We start from the raw sequence: 15,412 nt of genomic DNA on the forward strand, positions 1-15,412 counted from the left end.
CAGGCGGGATCGGTTCAGACGCGGGATGCGAGGAGAGCGGCGAGCACGACGAGGAAGCGGTCGATGTCCGACTCCGTCATGCCGCCCATGGTGGACAGCCGGAAGAAGTCCCGGGCCAGCCGCTCCTGGGCGCTGTAGATGACGAACCCCTCCGCTCGCAGGCCCCGGTGGAGCTCGGCGTAGCTGCTGTTGTCGGGGATGCGCACGGCGGTCAGCCCCGCCGCACGCTGCCCGGGCGGCAGCAGGAGTTCCAGCCCGAGCGCCTCCAGGCCGGCACGCAGTCGCTCGGCGAGAGCGGTGTAGCGGGCGTGACGCGCCTCCCACCCCTCGGCGAGGGCGAGATCGAGCGCCACGTCGAAGGCGTAGTAGGCGGGGACACCGGGTGTGAAGGCGGGGGCCGTCGCCTTCTCCTGGGCGGTGTAGTGCCGGTACAGGTCCAGGTAGTACGTGCGCCCCTGGGCACCGCCAAGCCCTTCGAAGGCGCTTCTCGCGGCGCTGACGAAGGCGAGGCCGGGAGCGCCTTCCAGGCACTTGTTGGCGGATCCCGCAAGCCAGTCGATGCCGTCCTCGGCGAGCGAGAGGCGTTCGGCGCCGATGGTGCTGACAGCGTCGACGATGACCTTGCGGCCGTGCTTGTGGGCGATCCGGGCGACCGCGGCGACGTCGTTCAGCATGCCGCTGCTGGTCTCCTGGTGCACCACACCGACATGGGTGAGCTCCGGGTCCGCGGCCAGTGCCGCCTCGACCCGTGCGAGGTCGAGGGCGGTGGCCCAGCCGAACGCGAGGCGGCGGGTGCGGATGCCGTGGGCGGCTGCGATGTGCTGGAAGCGCTCGCCGTAGTGGCCGTTGTCGAGGACGAGCAGCGCCCCGTCGGCGGGTACCGCCGAGCTGATGGCGGCCTCCACCGCGCTGGTGCCCGACCCGGTCAGAATGACCGAGGTGTGCCGCTCGTCGCCGCCCGCGGCCAGGGTGGTCTTGTGCCGTACCCGGGTGAGGAGTTCGGAGAACTCCGGCTCGCGGTGGCACATGTCCGGCCCGGCGAGGGCCGCGCGGACCCGGTCGTCGGTGATGACCGGCCCCGGATTCATCAGGACCAACCGGGTGTGCGTGCTGCCGCTGATGTCACTCACTGGGAGACCGCCTCCATGAATCGGGCCGCCGACTGCGGTGGGCGCAGGGCCGGGCGGCCCAGGCGTGGGTCGGAGCCGGGCGCGATGCGGACCCGGATCAGCTGCGGGCCACCGTCCCGCTGTGCCCGCCGCACCGCGGACCGCAGCTCGCCGGCATCGGACACGTCGTACGTCGCCCGGTAGCCGCAGGCCGTCGCGATCGCGCAGAAGTCCACTCCGGCCGACGCGGTGGGCTGGCCGCCGGTGGACTCGTAGGCCTCGTTGTCGAGCAGGATGTGGGTGAGGCCGGTGTGCTGCCGGCGGCCGATGGCGGCCATCGCCTCCAGCCGCATGAGGGCGGCCCCGTCCCCGTCGAGGACGGCGACCGGGCGTCCTTCGGCGTACAGCGCGACGCCGAGAGCGACGCTGGAGGCGCAGCCCATCGACCCGACGACGTAGAGGTTCTCGGGCCGGTCGAAGTCGCGTTCCAGTTCCCGGGCGGTCTTGCCGGTGGTCGCGACGAGCAGGGTGCCTGGATCCATCGCCTCGACGACCTGGCTGATCGCCTCCGCCCTGAGCATGAGCTCGGGGCGGCACGCCGCGGGTTCGGCGGTGTGCTTCGGGTAGGGGGCGATGGCGCCCTTGGGAACGACGAAGGCGAACGGCAGCCCGGTCGCCGCCATGTGCTCGGCCGCCGCGTCAAGGCGCTCGGCGAACCGGGCCGGGTCGTCGGGGAGGAGCTCGTTGCGGATGCCCATGGTGGTGAGCAGGCCGGGGGTGATCTCACCCATCAGTTCGTGCTGCGGTTCGTCGGGACTGCCGGGGCGGCCACGCCAGGTGACGAACAGCAGAACCGGCAGGCGCAGCGTGTGGCAGAGCGAGGTCAGCGGGTTGACCGTGTTGCCGAGCCCCGAGTTCTGCAGGATGACGACGGGACTGCGGCCCGCCAGGCGCGCGCCGGCCGCGATGGCGACAGCCTCACCCTCGTTCGCGGCGATGACGTAGTCCTGCGGGTGCTCGGTCTCCAGGCAGGTGATGACCGGTCCCAGGAACGAGCAGGGCACTCCGGTGAACGGGCCGAAGCCGCGGTCGCGGAGCAGGTCCACGACGGCGCTCGGCGCGAGACCGGTTCCGGTCGAGGCGGTCAACGGACCTCCCCCTGACCGGTGAGCAGTCCGGCGGCGTGTTCGGCGTCGGCCGCGGTGCGCAGCTCCATCCATCCGGAGCCGATCTCGACCGCGCCCACCTGGTGGCCACCCTCGACGAGGTCGGTCAGCAGGTCGGCAAGGGTGGCGGGGCTGCCGTTGGCGCGGCGCTTGCCGGCGGCCTCGCGCAGCGCGGCGAAGCCCTGCGGGGAGAAGACGGCGGCGCCGGCGAACTCGCCGTCGGCGCCCTGCCCCCCGACACCGGTCACCCTGATGCCGTCACCGGCGGAGAGCCTACGGCCTTCGTGCACACGGGAGTCGAGGCGCAGCGGCACCGCGTCGGCGCGGTGCTTTCCGCGGGCCGAGACGTCCACGAGGAGGGTCACATCGCCTCCGGCGGCGAGCAGCCGCGCCAGCGGCTCGCTCTGCACGTACGCGTCGGAGGAGAGCAGCAGCGTGGCACTCAGCTGGGTGGCGGGGAGCTCGAGGACGGCACCGGCCGCGTCGGTGTGCCCGGCGAGCACCGCCGTGTCCTGCGGGAGCTGTGCGGGGACCTCCCCGGACGTGACGAGGGACACCGATTCGATGCCCGCGCGGCGCAGCGCCGCGGTCTGGTGGTCGAGCAGGTCCGCCGCCCGCCCGGAGGGCTCCTCGGCAGCCGGTACGACGGCGGCGCGTGCCCGGCTTTCGAAGGGAGTGATGAACTCGGCCTCGTGGCGCTTCTGCGCGGCCATGCCCTGCAGGTCGAAGACGGTGGCCAGCGGAGCGATGCGGTCCTCGACGCCGGTGGTGCGGTCGTCCCGCAGGATCGCCTGGAAGGTGTCGCTGACGGCGGTGATCCCGGCCCGCAGACCGTGGTTGGCGTAGATCACCAGTTTGGCGCCCGCCTCGCCGAGTTCGGTCGCGGTGATCGTGTGGTACGTCGTGGGGACCACCACCACGGGCGTGGGCAGCCGCCACTCCCGCAGGAACTGCAGGATCGGTTCCGGGGAGGCGCCCTTGGCGTGGATGAGCACGGCGTCGGCCCCGGCCCGCGCGTACGCCTCGCCCCGGCGCAGTGCCTCGTCCATGCCCCAGCCCGCGATGAGCGCCTCGATGCGGGCGATGACCATGAGGCCGGGGTGACGCTGGGCTTCCTTGGCCGCCGCGAGCTTCCCGCAGAACTCGCCGATGGGTGCGAGTTCCTGGCGGCCCGGTATGAAGCTGTTGACCTTGGGGAAGCGCTTGTCCTCGATGGACACCGCGGCGATGCCCGCCGCCTCGTAGCGGCGGATCATGTTCATCACGTTGTGGGCGTTGCCGTACCCCGCGTCGCAGTCGGCGACGACAGGTATGTCGACGGCGGCGGCCATCGAGGACGCCACGCCGAGCAACTCGCTCATCGTGAGGATGTCGGTGTCGGGCACGCCCTGCGAGGCGGAGACCTCCAGGCCGCTGGACCAGACGCCGTCGAAACCGGCGCGTTCGGCGAGCCGGGCCCCGAGCGGGTTGTGGGCGCCGGCGATACGTACCACGCCGGGCCGTGCGAACAGGTCACGCAGACGGTCCGCCGCGGTGCGGGCGCTCACCGGACTTGCTTCTGTCGTCGCGGCACTCATGCCGATTCTCCTAATGCGTGAGGGGGCGGCGCAGCGTCGTTGGGGCAGCCCACTTGGTGTGGTTTCGGTGTGGTTGATGAGGGGGAGCCTGGGGCGCGGGTCGGCCGGGGACACAGGTGGCCCGGTCACTGGTGCTGTGCGGTCTTCCCCGGACCGATGGCGAGGCCCGCCAGGGCTCCGGCGGCGGCCACAGCGGCGGTGGCCAGCAGCGCGTACTGCATGCCCTCCAGGAAGACCGACTGGCTCACCCGGGCCAGGAGTTCCCGCGTGGCGCCGGGCAGGCCGAGGTCGGGGGACAGCCCGACGGCGGCCTTGCGGGCAGCCGTGTCGGCCTGCTCCGGGGACAGGACGAGACCGTGGGCGGCGAGCCGTCCGGGCAGCACCGACGCGGTGTGCGCGGCGATGACCGTGCCCGCGGTGGCGACGCCCAGGCTGCCGCCGATCTGCATGGCGGTCTGTTGCATGCCGCCCGCGACGCCGGACAGTTCCATCGGGGCGCTGCTCATGACGAGTTTGGTGCCGCCGACCATGACCGGGCTGAAGCCGACGCCCAACAGGAAGAAGTAGAGCGTCATCTCCAACGTGCCGGTGCGGGCGTCCAGTTGAGAGAGTGCGGCCATCGCGGCGGCGATCGCACCGAGCCCCAGTACGACGGGGGTGCGCGGGCCCGAACGGCTGATCCACATGGCGGCCGGGGGCGCGCCCACGATCATCAGGAGGGTGAGCGCGAGCACCCGGACACCCGACTGGGCGGGCGTCAGCCCGAGCACGTTCTGCAGGTAGAACACCAGCACGAACGGGGCCGCGACCATCACGAAGCCCATGACGACCATGGTGAAGACCCCGACGGAGAACCGTACCGACCGGAAGATCCGCAGCGGCACCAGCGGGTCGGCCGCGTGCCCCTGCCACCAGACGAATCCGGTGAGGAGCAGGGCGCCGGCCATCAGCGCGAGCAGCGGGACGGTGTCCGCCCAGCCGCTGTGCGGGACTTCGGCCAGGCCCCAGACGAGCGAGCAGAGAGCGCCCGCGAGGACCACCATGCCGGTGACGTCGAACCTGCCGACGGCGCCGTCGGCGCGCACGTCGCGCAGCACCGTGAGCCCGAGTGCCAGCGCGATCGCACCGAGCGGCACGTTCAGGAAGAACACCCAGCTCCAGTCGGCGTGTTCGACGATCAGGCCGCCGACGACCGGTCCCGCAGCCGTGGACGCCGCGATGACCGCGCTGCGCACGGCGATCGGCATGTTGAGCCGCTCGGCCGGGAAGGCGCTGCGCAGCAGGCCCAGTGTGGCCGGCTGCATCAGCGCCCCGAAAGCGCCCTGGACGATGCGCAGGCCGATGACCCAGCCCAGGCTCCCGGACAGACCGATGGCCACCGACGCCGCGGTGAAGCCCGCAACGCCGATGAGGAAGACGTTGCGGTGGCCGAAGCGGTCACCGACCTTTCCCGCGGTGATGAGCAGCGCGGCGACGGTCAGGAGATAGCCGTTGGTCACCCATTGGATGCCGGTCAGGTCGGCCCCCAGGGCACTCTGCATCGCGGGCTGGGCGACGGCGACGATCATCCCGTCCAGCGAGACCATCATCGCGCCCACCGACAGCGTGACCAGGGTCAGCCACGCGTGTCCGCGTACGCTTCGCCGGGCCGGCCTGGCAGGCCGCCGCTCGGTCGGCCCGTCCGGGCGCGGCCTCGGCCGGGTCTCCTCAGTCATGCGAGAGCTTCACTGGTCCTTCCGGCGCCGGCGTCGGGCTGCCCGGAGCCGCCGCCGTCCTGCTTGCGGGTCCGCTCCTCGGCGGGCTTCCAGCCGGGCGGTCCGAACACGTAGGCGAGCTTGTGCTTGAAGGTGCGGGCCTGGCGCACGTCCCGGAACATGTTGGCGAACTCGTGCACCTGCACATGCCAGATGCTGTAGCTGTTGATCTGCTTGGTCAGGCCGTACGTCGGGCGCTGCACCTCGGGCTGGAAGGTGCCGAAGACGCGGTCCCAGATGATCAGGATGCTGCCGAAGTTCTTGTCGATGTACTCGGGTTCGGTGCCGTGGTGCACTCGGTGGTGGGACGGCGTGACGAAGACGTACTCGATGAAGCGGGGCAGCTTGCCGATCTTCTCCGTGTGGGAGAACAGCCCGTACAGCAGGTGGATCGAGTGCATGGAGAAGACGAGGGCGGGGTGCACGCCGAAGAGCGGCAGCGGGAACCAGATCGCCTTCTCGAACCACTGGGCCCACTTGCGGCGCAGGGCCGTCGAGAGGTTGAAGTACTGGCTGGAGTGGTGAACCTGATGCCCCGCCCAGATCAGCCGGATCGCGTGGGAGGCCCGGTGGTAGACGTAGAGCAGCAGCTCGACGGCGAAGAAGACGAGGACCAGGGTCACCCAGTTCGTCGAGGACAGGTGCCACGGGGCGACGTACTCGTAGACGAGCAGGTACAGGGCGAGGGCCAGGGTGCGCAGCAGGGTGGAGGAGACCAGCGAGCCGAGGCCGGTGAGGATGCTCGTCCGGTGATCCCGGAGGTCGTACCCCGTCTGCTCCTCGTCGTCGCTGAACTTCATCGCCACCAGCTCGATGACGATCAGCAGCGCCATCGCGGGAAGGGCGTAGACCGCTGGGTCGTGCAGTCGGTCCATCACCTTGTCGAGCATCGGTAACTCCTCTGATTCATGCGCCCCTGCCGGATGTGTCCCGCGGCTTTAAGGAAACGCCGCACGGTGCCGTCCTGTTGTCACTCGGAACCCTAATTCGACCCCCCTAAAGCGGAACTTAAAGATCGCCTTCCTGTCTGATTATCGAGGCCGCCCTCGAAGGTGTTTCAGTCGCAGCTCAGCGGCCTCTTACCGGGTATTAAGCAGAGCTTTAGCGGCTGCCCTGTAGGCTCACGTCGACTTGGTCGAATGGTGCGTGTCGCGATGTGCGCAGCGCATGAGAACCGAATCTCCGGCCATATTCGTCTTCTCGCGGTGATCGAGAGCCGGCCCCCTGCCGATCGTCCCCGCCTCCGACAGCCGCCCCATGAGAGGGAGCCGAGCATGCACTCCCCTGACCCCCTGGACGTCCTGGTGACCGGAGTCGGCGCCGTGAGCTGCCTGGGGCTGGGCACCGACGCGTTCTGGGCCGGGCTCAAGGCGGCCGACAGCCGTCCGGAACCCGTGCCCGGACTGACCGAACGAGTTCCCGACGCCCTGGCCTACCAGGTGACGGGGGCGGGTCCGTGGTCGTCGGCCCCCGCCGAACGACGGGCCCGCGCAACGGAGTTCGCGCTGTACGCCGCCCGCGAGGCGGTGGCCGACGCGGGCCTGACCGACGCCGAGATCACGGACATGGCCGTGGTGATCGGCACGGCAGGGGGTGCGACCGGGGAACGCGACATGGGCCCTGGCCCGGACACCGGAGCCGGCGCGGCGGGCGACTGGGAGCCCATGTTCGCGCTGTCCTCCGCGGTCGCCGACGAGTTCGGCGCGTTCGGCACCAACCTCAGCGTGAGCAATGCCTGCGCCGCCAGCGGCTACGCCCTCACCCTCGCCATGGGCATGGTGCGGCGGGGCGAGGCCGACACCGTGCTGGTCGGCGGGGCGGACGCGCTGGGCACGGTGCCGCTGTCCAGCTTCAGCAGGCTGGGCGCCAATGACCCCGAGGCGTGCCGCCCGTTCGACGAGAACCGCCGCGGCACCGTGTTCGGCGAAGGCGCGGCGATGCTCGTGGTCCGGTCCGCGCGGGCCGCGGGTGACCGCCGCCGCTACGGCCGACTGCGCGGCAGCGCCTGGAGCTGCGACGCCCACCACCCCACCGCGCCGGACCCGGAGGGCGGCCAACTGGTGCGGGTGGCGCGGGAGGCGCTGTGCGACGCCCGGATGCGGCCCGAGGAGATCGGCCTGGTCATCCCGCACGGCACCGGAACCGAGCAGAACGACGCACTGGAGTCCCGGGTCCTGCGCGAGGTGCTCCAAGAGCACCTCGACCGTGTGCCGCTGTTCAGCCTCAAGGCCTTCATCGGCCACAGTGCGGGCGCCGCGGCGGCGTTCGCGGCGGTCTGCGCCGCGCTGATCGCCCGGCACGGTCAGGCGCCGGCGAACGTGCCGCTCGCCCGGCAGGACACCGACTGCGACGTCTGGCTGCCGCAGCACGGACCGACCCCGCTGCCCGGGGTGAACACGCTGCTGAGCGCGTACGGATTCGGTGGAGCCAACTTCTCGCTGGTGTTCGGAGGCGAAGCGCTGTGACGGCCCGGACCACGGTGGCGGAGGCCACCGTCGCAGGCGTGGGGCTCGTGGTGCCGCCTGCCGGACTCGCGCGCGGGGCGGCCTGGTTCGACTACCGGACCCGGCTCGGGCCGCGCGGCTACAAGTACCTTCCCGATGCCTGTCAGTACCTGCTGGCCGCCGCTCGCGAGGCCATGGGCTCCCCCGGCGGCGAGGTGATGACGCAACTCCTCGCCGAGGAGCGGCGGGCGGCCGTGGTGGGCACGAACAGTGCCGTGGCACCCCTGCACGCTGAGATCGAGGAGACCGTGCGGCAGGACGGGATCCGGCTGCTCAGCCCGATGACCACACCGTTCTTCTCGGTCAACCTGGTCGCCGCGAAGCTGTCCACCGAACACGGGATCAAGGGCTCCAACCTGACGCTGACCTCTGAGCGCGTCGCCGGTGTCCAGGCGCTCCACGTGGCAGCGCAGCAGCTTGCGGAAGGACGCTGCGACGTCGTCCTCGCCGGAGCGACCGAGGCGGCCGACCCCCTCTGCGGCACCGCCACCCCCGAAGAAGGCGCCGCGCTGTTCATGCTGCGCCCCCGCGAGGCGGGGACCACGGCGGACAGCGCGTCGCTGCGGACCGCCCTGTGCTTCCTGCCGCCCGCCGCACTGGACCGGGCAGCGGGCCGCGAGCGCGCGCGGCACGCGGTGTGTGCGGCCTTGGACGCGCTGCACGCCCCCAGCCTGCCCGCCTCGGGCCTGGCCTCCGTGCGGCTGGTCACCGACGCCTCGCCCGTGGCCGCCGCCGTCGAAACCTCGGTGCGGGCCTGGTGCGGCACCCGGGCTTCCGTGACGACCAAGCTGTCCGGGCCACGGGCGGGGGCGCTGGCACCGGTGGAACTGCTTGCCCGCGCGCTGCGCGCGGACGGCCCCGGCGCGCACCTGGTGGTCGTCGCCGGCCGCTCGGGCAACGCCGCTCTCGCGCTGATCCGGACACCGGACACCGCGGACTCCACCGCCCCACGGCCCTGAACTCCCGCAAGACGGAACCCCAGCACGGCATACGTGCACAAACCAAGAGGTAGAAATGCTGTCACCTGTCAAGGGAACGTGGTGCCTGATCCTCGGCGCCTCCAGCGGCATGGGCAGGGCCACCGCCCTGGCCATGGCCCGCGAGGGCGCGAACATCTGCGGCGTCCACTTCAGCACCGCCGCCCACGAGGACGAGGTCAACGAGCTGATCGCGGAGCTCCGTGACACCGGCGTCCAGGTCTCCTTCCACAACCGCAACGCGGCCAGCGCCCAGAACCGCGCCGAACTGGTCGCCGAGCTCGCCGAGTTGACCGGCGGGCAGGGCGTGCGGGTGCTGCTCCACTCGCTGGCCTTCGGCAGCCTGCTCCCGCTCATCCCGCGGGACGGGGAACCCGACGTGATCACGCAGCGCCAGATGAACATGACCGCCGATGTGATGGGGCACAGCCTCGTCTACTGGGTCCGCGACCTGTACGTGGCGGGGTTGCTCCCGCGGGGCGCCAGTGTGTTCGCCCTGACCAGCCGCGGTGACGAGCACGCCATGCCGAGCTACGGCGCCGTCGCCGCCGCGAAGGCCGCCCTGGGCGCCCACGTGCGCCAGCTGGCCGTGGAACTCGCCCCGGCGGGCATCTCGGTCAACGCCCTGCGGGCCGGCATGACCCCGACCCCGGCCCTGCTGCGCATTCCGGGCAGCGACGACCTCGCCCGGCGTGCCGCCGAGGGGAACCCGCACGGCCGGACGACGACGCCCGAGGACGTCGCCGAGGCGATCGTGATGCTCTCCGCCAGCGAATCGTCATGGCTGACCGGCAACACCATCGCCGTCGACGGCGGCGAAGGCCTCGTCTGATCCGCACGACCACACCGACACAACGGAGGAGAAACCCATGCCGCAGCCGGCACCGGTCCTGGACCTGGAGGACCTTCGCAGCACCATCGCCGAGGTCATCGACGTCGACGTGGACGAAGTGACCGACACCGCCGACTTCAAGGAGGACCTCGACGTCGACTCCCTCCTCGCCATGGAGATCCTGGTGACGCTGGAGCGCAAGTACCAGGTGAAGGTCAACGAGTCGAACCTTCAGGACGTGCGCTCCCTCAAGTCCGTCTTCGACCTGCTCGCCGAGAAGGTCGTGGCAGTGTGATGACCCAGGCCGACAGCAACGCCGCGAAGGACCCGCGGGTCGCGCTCGTCACCGGCGGGTCGCGCGGCATCGGCCGGGCGGTGGTGGAGCGCCTGCTCGCCGACGGGTACGACGTCAGCTACTGCTACCGCAGCCGTCCGGCGGACGCCGACCTGATCGAGCGGCTCGCCGAGAAGCACGGCCGCCGAGTGTTCGAGGCAGCGGTGGACGTGACGGACGCACAGGCCATGGCGGACTTCGTGGCCGCGAGCGAGAAGGCACTCGGCCCGCTGGGCGCCGTGGTCACCAGCGCGGGCATCGTCAGCGATGCCCCGCTGGCGACGATGAGCCCCGACGCCTGGCACAGCGTCATCGACACCAACCTCACCGGCACCTACAACGCGTGCCGCGCGGCGGTCTTCCCGCTGATCAAGCAGCAGGGCGGTGCCATCGTCAACATCTCCTCGGTGACGGGGGTGCACGGCAACGCCACGCAGTCCAACTACGCGGCGTCGAAGGCCGGGATCATCGGCTTCACCAAGTCGCTGGCCAAGGAGGTCGCCCGGTTCGGTATCCGGGCCAACGTCGTGGCGCCCGGCCTGATCGCCACGGACATGACCGACGGCATGAACGAGAAGGCGCGGACCAAGGTGCTGCGGCACATCCCGCTCGGCCGGGCGGGTACGGCCGCCGAGGTCGCCGACGCAGTCGCCTTCCTCGTCTCGGAGCAGTCCGCGTACATCACGGGCCAGGTGCTCCAGATCGACGGTGGCATCAGCGGCTGAGCCGGGTCGGGGCCGGGTCGCCGGCGGCGCTGGGAAAGGTGAGGCTCTTCCACGGGGAGGAGCCTCGCCCCGTCAGGCGACTCGGCTCTTCGCGGTCTCCGCGTAGATGCCGGCGTACTCCTGTCCGGTGAGCGCCCCGATCTCCCGGACGATCCGGTCGGTCACCTGTCGCCGCACCCTGCGGTCGGACTCCCGGCCATGGTGCTCGGTGAAGTGCAGGGGCTCGCCGTACCAGACGTCGAACCGGGTGACGTACAGCCGCTTCGCCCCCTTCGGATGGACCCGTTCCGTGCCCAGCACGCCGCACGGGACGACCGGCACACCGCTGCGCAGCGCCAGCCAGGCGGTGCCGGTGTTTCCCTTGTACAAGCGTCCGTCGGGCGACCGGGTGCCTTCGATGTGGATGCCCAGCCCGTGCCCGCGGTCGAGCAGGCGCAGCGAGGTCTCCAGACCCGCCATCGTCGTCGAACCGCTTCCGCTGTCCACCGACACCATTCCGACGCCCCGGAAGAACAGCCCCTGCACCTTCCCCTTCACACCGGGCTGTTCCAGCCAGCCCTGCTTGCCGACGAAGTACATGCGCCGGGGCGCGAGCAGCGAGATGAATATGGAGTCGAAGAACGACAGATGATTGGCCGCGACAATGAACGGCCCATTCCTGGGTATGTTTTCGACCCCTGTCACCCGAGGGCGGAAAATGACCCTGAGTGGAATGACGAAAATCCACCTCAGTAGCGTCCACAGCATGCGCACAACCTGTCTTTCCGTCGGTGCGCGGGGGCCCGGCGTGCCTCCCCGCAGGAACTTTCGTCGCGAATCCTGATTCGTATGGGACGCAATCGCAAGCCGCCTTAAGGGCGGCTGTCAGTCAGATGAAAGTAGCGCTTTAGTGGGTGGTTAGCGGCATGCCGTTACGCTGCTTCTCGCATATTGTTCCGGTCACCCGACAACTCATCAATGATTACGTACATCGGAGGCTGACATGTCCCAGACCCTGCAGGCGCAGCGCCTCGAAGAACTCCGGGAGCTCGCCGCGGCGGCCCTGGAGATAGAGCCCGAGGACCTGGGCGACGACGACCTGTTCATCGAGGACCACGACGGCGACTCGCTGCGCGCCATCGAGCTGCTGGCCCGCATCGAGAAGAAGTACAAGATCGAGCTGCCGCAGTCCGAGCTGCCGAACATGACGAGCCTGACCGCCGTCTACAAGGTCGTCGCCCACGTCGCGAACTGGCAGGACTGAGCACGTGGACCGGCGCGTTGTCATCACCGGGCTCGGACCGGTTACCAGTATCGGGATCGGGATCGCCGCCTTCGGTGCCGGGCTGCGCGCCGGGCACAGCGGAATCTCCCCCATTTCCAGCTTCGACACCACCGGCTTCCCGCACGTCATGGCGGGCGAGGTCCGGGGCTTTCAGCCCGAGACGATCCTCGAGCGGCTCGACCCCGCCGAGTGGGGACGCAGCAGCCTGTTCGCGGCGGCCGCGGCCCGGCTCGCCGTCGAGGACGCCGGGATCGACCCCGAGCAGATCACGGGCCCCCGGTCGGGTGCCAGTGTGGGCACCTGCACCGGCGAAGCCCTCCATGTCCAGCACCTGACCGAGGACTGGGTACGGGACGGCTTCGACGACCTGGCCGGCGCGGAGTTCGCACTGACCCCGGCGTCTCGTATCGGCGCCGCGGTCAACCGTGAGCTCGGCTTCACCGGCGACTCCATGATGCTTTCGGCGGCCTGTTCGGCGAGCAACTACACCATCGGCAACGCCTACGACATGATCGCGGGCGGCGAGCTCGACTACATGGTCGCGGGCGGCGCGGACTCCATCGTGCGGTGGGGGCACGCGGGCTTCTACCGCTGCGGGCTGATGGCGCGGGACGCCTGCTCCCCCTTCGACCGGGACCGCACCGGAGTGCTGGCCGGCGAGGGAGCGGCGGCGCTGTTCCTGGAGACCCTGGACTCGGCACGCGAGCGCGGCGCCAGGATCTACGCCGAAGTGCTCGGCTACGGCCTCAGCTGCGACGCCCGCCACCCGGTGGCACCGGACGCCGAGGGCATCGCCCGCTGCATCCGCAGGGCCCACAGGAATGCCGGGATCTCCCCGTCCGACGTGGACTACATCTGTGCCCACGGCACGGGTACCCCGGCCAACGACCTCACGGAGACCAACGCGGTGCGGGACGTGTTCGGCGCGACCCCGCCGCCGATGAGCTCCATCAAGTCGATGCTGGGCCACACCATGGGCGCGGCGAGCGGCCTGGGCGCCATCGCGTCCGTACTCGGCATCAAGGAAGGGTTCATGCCGCCCACCATCAACTACAGCACCCCGGACCCGAAGCTGGAGGGGATCGACCCGGTGCCGAACACCGCGCGCCCGGCCCGGCTGCGGATCGTGCAGAACAACGGGTTCGCATTCGGCGGAAACAACGCGGTCACCGTCTTCGGGGAGGTCGCCTGATGCCGACCACACTCGCTGTCACCGGCTGGGGGGTCCTGTCCCCCCTGGGCGCGGGCGCGGACGAGTTCACCCGGGCCGTGGCCGAGCGCAGGAGCGGGCTCGCGGATGTGAGCGGTATGTTCGACGAGCCGCTGCCGCAGCCCAAGGCCTGTGCGATCACGGACTTCGACGTACGGGAGCACCTGGGCCGCAAGCGCACCGCCAGCCTGGACCGCAGCACCGCGTTCGCCGTGACGGCGTCCGGCCTCGCGCTGGCCGACGCCGGCCTCGTCGTGGACGAGGACAACCGCGACGAGGTCGGCGTGGTGCTGGGCACCACGCTGGGCAGCCTGCGGGCGACCGCCGAGTTCGACCGGGAGACGCTGGTCAACGAGCGCCCGTACATGGTGGAACCGCTGCTCTTCCCCAACGCCGTGATGAACTGCGCGGCGAGTCGCTGCGCCATCTGGTACCAACTCCGCGGCGCCAACTGCACCATTCCGGCGGGCGAGTTGGCGGCTGTCTCGGTACTGCGCTATGGCCGCACCCTGATCGGCCGGGGGCACGCCGACACCCTGTTGCTCGGCGCGACGGAGGAGTTCAGCGCGCACCGCGCCTGGGGCGACCACCACACGCACGCCGGCGATCCGTCCCGGGCTCCGCTCGGTGAGGCCGCAGTGGTGCTGGTCACCGAGGACGCGAGGGCCGCCAGGGCGGCCGGCAAGCCGATCGACGCCGAGATCCTCTCCGCCGAGTTCGGCCAGTACGAAGGGGGCGGCACCGCTTTCGCGACGGGCCTGGCCGAGCGGATCCGGGCCGCGCTGAGCACCGCGGGTGTCACCCCGGACCAGGTCGCCGTCGTATCGACCGGCGAGGGTGGCATCGCCCGCCTCGACGAGGTCGAACGAGCGGCCCTGCGGGAGGTGTTCGGTTCCAGCGGCCCCGAGCGGCTGCGGGTCAAGGAGTTCGCCGGGGAGTGCGGCGGTGCCTCGGGCATGGTGCAGATCGCCGCCGTCCTCGCCCGGCACCGCGCCGACTCCGGGCACGACGGCGAGGTGTCCCTGGTGACGTCCGTCTCGCCGGACGGAGCGGTCGGCGCGGTGGTGCTGCGCGGCTGGAGCAAGAGGGAGAGCAACGGTGGCAGTTGAGCGCACGCGTCCACAGGACGCCCCTGAGGTGGCCGCCCGGGAGATCGGCGGGCATCGGGTGGGCGTCCGTGTCCTGGCCGACGGCACCGGACCGCTGGTGGTCGCGGTGCACGGGGCCGAGGGCGGCTGGCGTGAATGGCAGCCGCTGGCCCGGGAACTGGCAGGCGACTTCCGGTTGGCCGCACTCGACCTGCCGTGGCGCGCAGGCAACGACTACGGCTGGGGTGCCGCAGGAACCCCCGGGGAGTGGCTGCGCGGCGCTCTGGAACTGCTCGACGGTCCCGTCCACTCGCTGCTCGGCCACTCGCTGGGCGGGAACGCGGTGCTGGAGCTGCTGTGCGCCCCGGACGCTCCCGACCTGGCGACGGCCATGTTGTTCGCACCGTTCTACCGCCCGGCCGAGGACACGGTGGACGACGCGCTGGAGCGGGAGTTCAACGCGGCGTTCCGGTTCGCGGTGGCCGACGGCATCCGCATCTCCCTGGGCACCCGCTATGACGGCATGGACGAGGCGCTCTTCGAGATGATCGTGGACACCGCGCTCGACCGGATCGGTCCGGCCGGGATCCACGCGCTGTACCTGCGGTTCGCCGCCACCGGCACCTTCCCCGTCTCCGCGATACGCACGCCGACCCGGGTACTGGTCGGCGAGAGCGACCCGGCGCTCGTCGAGCGACGGGGTACGGCGCTGTCCCTGGCGGCGCCGGCGGTGACGGTGTCGCACCGGCCCGGCTACGGCCACTGCTTCCACGTCAGCCACGCGGCCGAGGTGGCAGCCGGGTTCACCGATTTCCTGGCCGGGGCAGAGGCCGGCTCCGGCGCCCTTACCGGTTCACGGGGGAGTGCATGAG

General features: G+C 71.1%; 15 protein-coding genes. 9 read left to right on the top strand and 6 right to left on the bottom strand.

All coding sequences use genetic code 11. The annotated features are described in order from the left end of the window. Positions 1 to 14: 14 nt before the first annotated feature. The 5 genes from D0Z67_RS12165 to D0Z67_RS12185 all read right to left on the bottom strand — a co-directional run bounded on the left by D0Z67_RS12165 (position 15) and on the right by D0Z67_RS12185 (position 6,496). Complete coding sequence (locus tag D0Z67_RS12165; RefSeq protein ID WP_234312940.1) at positions 15 to 1,130, bottom strand: 2-aminoethylphosphonate aminotransferase; 1,116 nt, start codon at positions 1,128 to 1,130, stop codon at positions 15 to 17. Continuing rightward, positions 1,127 to 2,257 (bottom strand): phosphonopyruvate decarboxylase, encoded by a 1,131-nt coding sequence (aepY, locus tag D0Z67_RS12170; protein WP_051888220.1) that lies wholly within the window; start codon positions 2,255 to 2,257, stop codon positions 1,127 to 1,129. Before aepY ends, D0Z67_RS12165 begins: the two co-directional genes overlap by 4 nt. Beyond that, on the bottom strand, positions 2,254 to 3,852 hold the full coding sequence (locus D0Z67_RS29905; RefSeq protein WP_078873749.1) for an isocitrate lyase/phosphoenolpyruvate mutase family protein: 1,599 nt from the start codon (positions 3,850 to 3,852) through the stop codon (positions 2,254 to 2,256). Before D0Z67_RS29905 ends, aepY begins: the two co-directional genes overlap by 4 nt. Positions 3,853 to 3,977: 125 nt before the next feature. After that, complete coding sequence (locus tag D0Z67_RS12180; RefSeq protein WP_051888218.1) at positions 3,978 to 5,567, bottom strand: MFS transporter; 1,590 nt, start codon at positions 5,565 to 5,567, stop codon at positions 3,978 to 3,980. Continuing rightward, positions 5,564 to 6,496, bottom strand: a complete 933-nt coding sequence (locus tag D0Z67_RS12185; protein WP_031184177.1) for a sterol desaturase family protein — start codon at positions 6,494 to 6,496, stop codon at positions 5,564 to 5,566. The genes D0Z67_RS12180 and D0Z67_RS12185 overlap by 4 nt, the downstream gene beginning before the upstream one ends. A 384-nt stretch (positions 6,497 to 6,880) precedes the next feature. On the opposite strand from D0Z67_RS12185, the gene D0Z67_RS12190 reads away from it, so the two are divergent. The 5 genes from D0Z67_RS12190 to D0Z67_RS12210 are packed head-to-tail and all read left to right on the top strand — an operon-like array spanning position 6,881 to position 10,978. Next, positions 6,881 to 8,071, top strand: coding sequence for a beta-ketoacyl-[acyl-carrier-protein] synthase family protein (locus D0Z67_RS12190; RefSeq protein ID WP_031184176.1), 1,191 nt, complete (start codon positions 6,881 to 6,883; stop codon positions 8,069 to 8,071). Further along, entirely contained in the window at positions 8,068 to 9,069 is a 1,002-nt protein-coding gene (locus D0Z67_RS12195; RefSeq protein ID WP_051888217.1) for a beta-ketoacyl synthase N-terminal-like domain-containing protein, read from the top strand. Before D0Z67_RS12190 ends, D0Z67_RS12195 begins: the two co-directional genes overlap by 4 nt. Positions 9,070 to 9,124: 55 nt before the next feature. Continuing rightward, positions 9,125 to 9,919, top strand: a complete 795-nt coding sequence (locus D0Z67_RS12200; RefSeq protein ID WP_031184174.1) for an SDR family oxidoreductase — start codon at positions 9,125 to 9,127, stop codon at positions 9,917 to 9,919. Between the two features lie 37 nt (positions 9,920 to 9,956). After that, a complete protein-coding gene (locus tag D0Z67_RS12205; RefSeq protein WP_031184173.1) occupies positions 9,957 to 10,214 on the top strand; it encodes an acyl carrier protein in 258 nt (85 codons plus the stop codon). Next, on the top strand, positions 10,214 to 10,978 hold the full coding sequence (locus tag D0Z67_RS12210; protein WP_031184172.1) for an SDR family oxidoreductase: 765 nt from the start codon (positions 10,214 to 10,216) through the stop codon (positions 10,976 to 10,978). The genes D0Z67_RS12205 and D0Z67_RS12210 overlap by 1 nt, the downstream gene beginning before the upstream one ends. Before the next feature lie 72 nt (positions 10,979 to 11,050). Here D0Z67_RS12210 and D0Z67_RS12215 read toward each other — a convergent pair whose 3' ends face one another. Beyond that, on the bottom strand, positions 11,051 to 11,662 hold the full coding sequence (locus D0Z67_RS12215; RefSeq protein ID WP_158713921.1) for a lysophospholipid acyltransferase family protein: 612 nt from the start codon (positions 11,660 to 11,662) through the stop codon (positions 11,051 to 11,053). Between the two features lie 298 nt (positions 11,663 to 11,960). On the opposite strand from D0Z67_RS12215, the gene D0Z67_RS12220 reads away from it, so the two are divergent. The 4 genes from D0Z67_RS12220 to D0Z67_RS12235 are packed head-to-tail and all read left to right on the top strand — an operon-like array spanning position 11,961 to position 15,411. Further along, positions 11,961 to 12,221 carry an acyl carrier protein gene (locus tag D0Z67_RS12220; protein ID WP_031184170.1) on the top strand — a complete coding sequence of 87 codons (261 nt, stop codon included), beginning with the start codon at positions 11,961 to 11,963 and terminating at the stop codon, positions 12,219 to 12,221. A 4-nt stretch (positions 12,222 to 12,225) separates the two neighbouring features. Continuing rightward, positions 12,226 to 13,434, top strand: coding sequence for a beta-ketoacyl-[acyl-carrier-protein] synthase family protein (locus D0Z67_RS12225; RefSeq protein WP_031184169.1), 1,209 nt, complete (start codon positions 12,226 to 12,228; stop codon positions 13,432 to 13,434). Continuing rightward, entirely contained in the window at positions 13,434 to 14,561 is a 1,128-nt protein-coding gene (locus D0Z67_RS12230; protein WP_031184168.1) for a beta-ketoacyl synthase N-terminal-like domain-containing protein, read from the top strand. The genes D0Z67_RS12225 and D0Z67_RS12230 overlap by 1 nt, the downstream gene beginning before the upstream one ends. After that, positions 14,551 to 15,411: an alpha/beta fold hydrolase gene (locus tag D0Z67_RS12235; protein ID WP_131589639.1), complete on the top strand. Its 861-nt coding sequence runs from the start codon at positions 14,551 to 14,553 to the stop codon at positions 15,409 to 15,411. Before D0Z67_RS12230 ends, D0Z67_RS12235 begins: the two co-directional genes overlap by 11 nt. The last annotated feature ends 1 nt before the right edge of the window (position 15,412 follow it).

It is taken from the genome of Streptomyces seoulensis (assembly GCF_004328625.1).
Taxonomy (GTDB): domain Bacteria; phylum Actinomycetota; class Actinomycetes; order Streptomycetales; family Streptomycetaceae; genus Streptomyces; species Streptomyces seoulensis.

Bases quoted from the DNA above. Each gene is read 5' to 3' on its own strand.
- D0Z67_RS29905 (WP_078873749.1), bottom strand. From the start codon at position 3,852: ATGAGTGCCGCGACGACAGAAGCAAGTCCGGTGAGCGCCCGCACCGCG.
- D0Z67_RS12180 (WP_051888218.1), bottom strand. From the start codon at position 5,567: ATGACTGAGGAGACCCGGCCGAGGCCGCGCCCGGACGGGCCGACCGAG.
- D0Z67_RS12185 (WP_031184177.1), bottom strand. From the start codon at position 6,496: ATGCTCGACAAGGTGATGGACCGACTGCACGACCCAGCGGTCTACGCC.
- D0Z67_RS12190 (WP_031184176.1), top strand. From the start codon at position 6,881: ATGCACTCCCCTGACCCCCTGGACGTCCTGGTGACCGGAGTCGGCGCC.
- D0Z67_RS12200 (WP_031184174.1), top strand. From the start codon at position 9,125: ATGCTGTCACCTGTCAAGGGAACGTGGTGCCTGATCCTCGGCGCCTCC.
- D0Z67_RS12205 (WP_031184173.1), top strand. From the start codon at position 9,957: ATGCCGCAGCCGGCACCGGTCCTGGACCTGGAGGACCTTCGCAGCACC.
- D0Z67_RS12210 (WP_031184172.1), top strand. From the start codon at position 10,214: ATGACCCAGGCCGACAGCAACGCCGCGAAGGACCCGCGGGTCGCGCTC.
- D0Z67_RS12220 (WP_031184170.1), top strand. From the start codon at position 11,961: ATGTCCCAGACCCTGCAGGCGCAGCGCCTCGAAGAACTCCGGGAGCTC.
- D0Z67_RS12230 (WP_031184168.1), top strand. From the start codon at position 13,434: ATGCCGACCACACTCGCTGTCACCGGCTGGGGGGTCCTGTCCCCCCTG.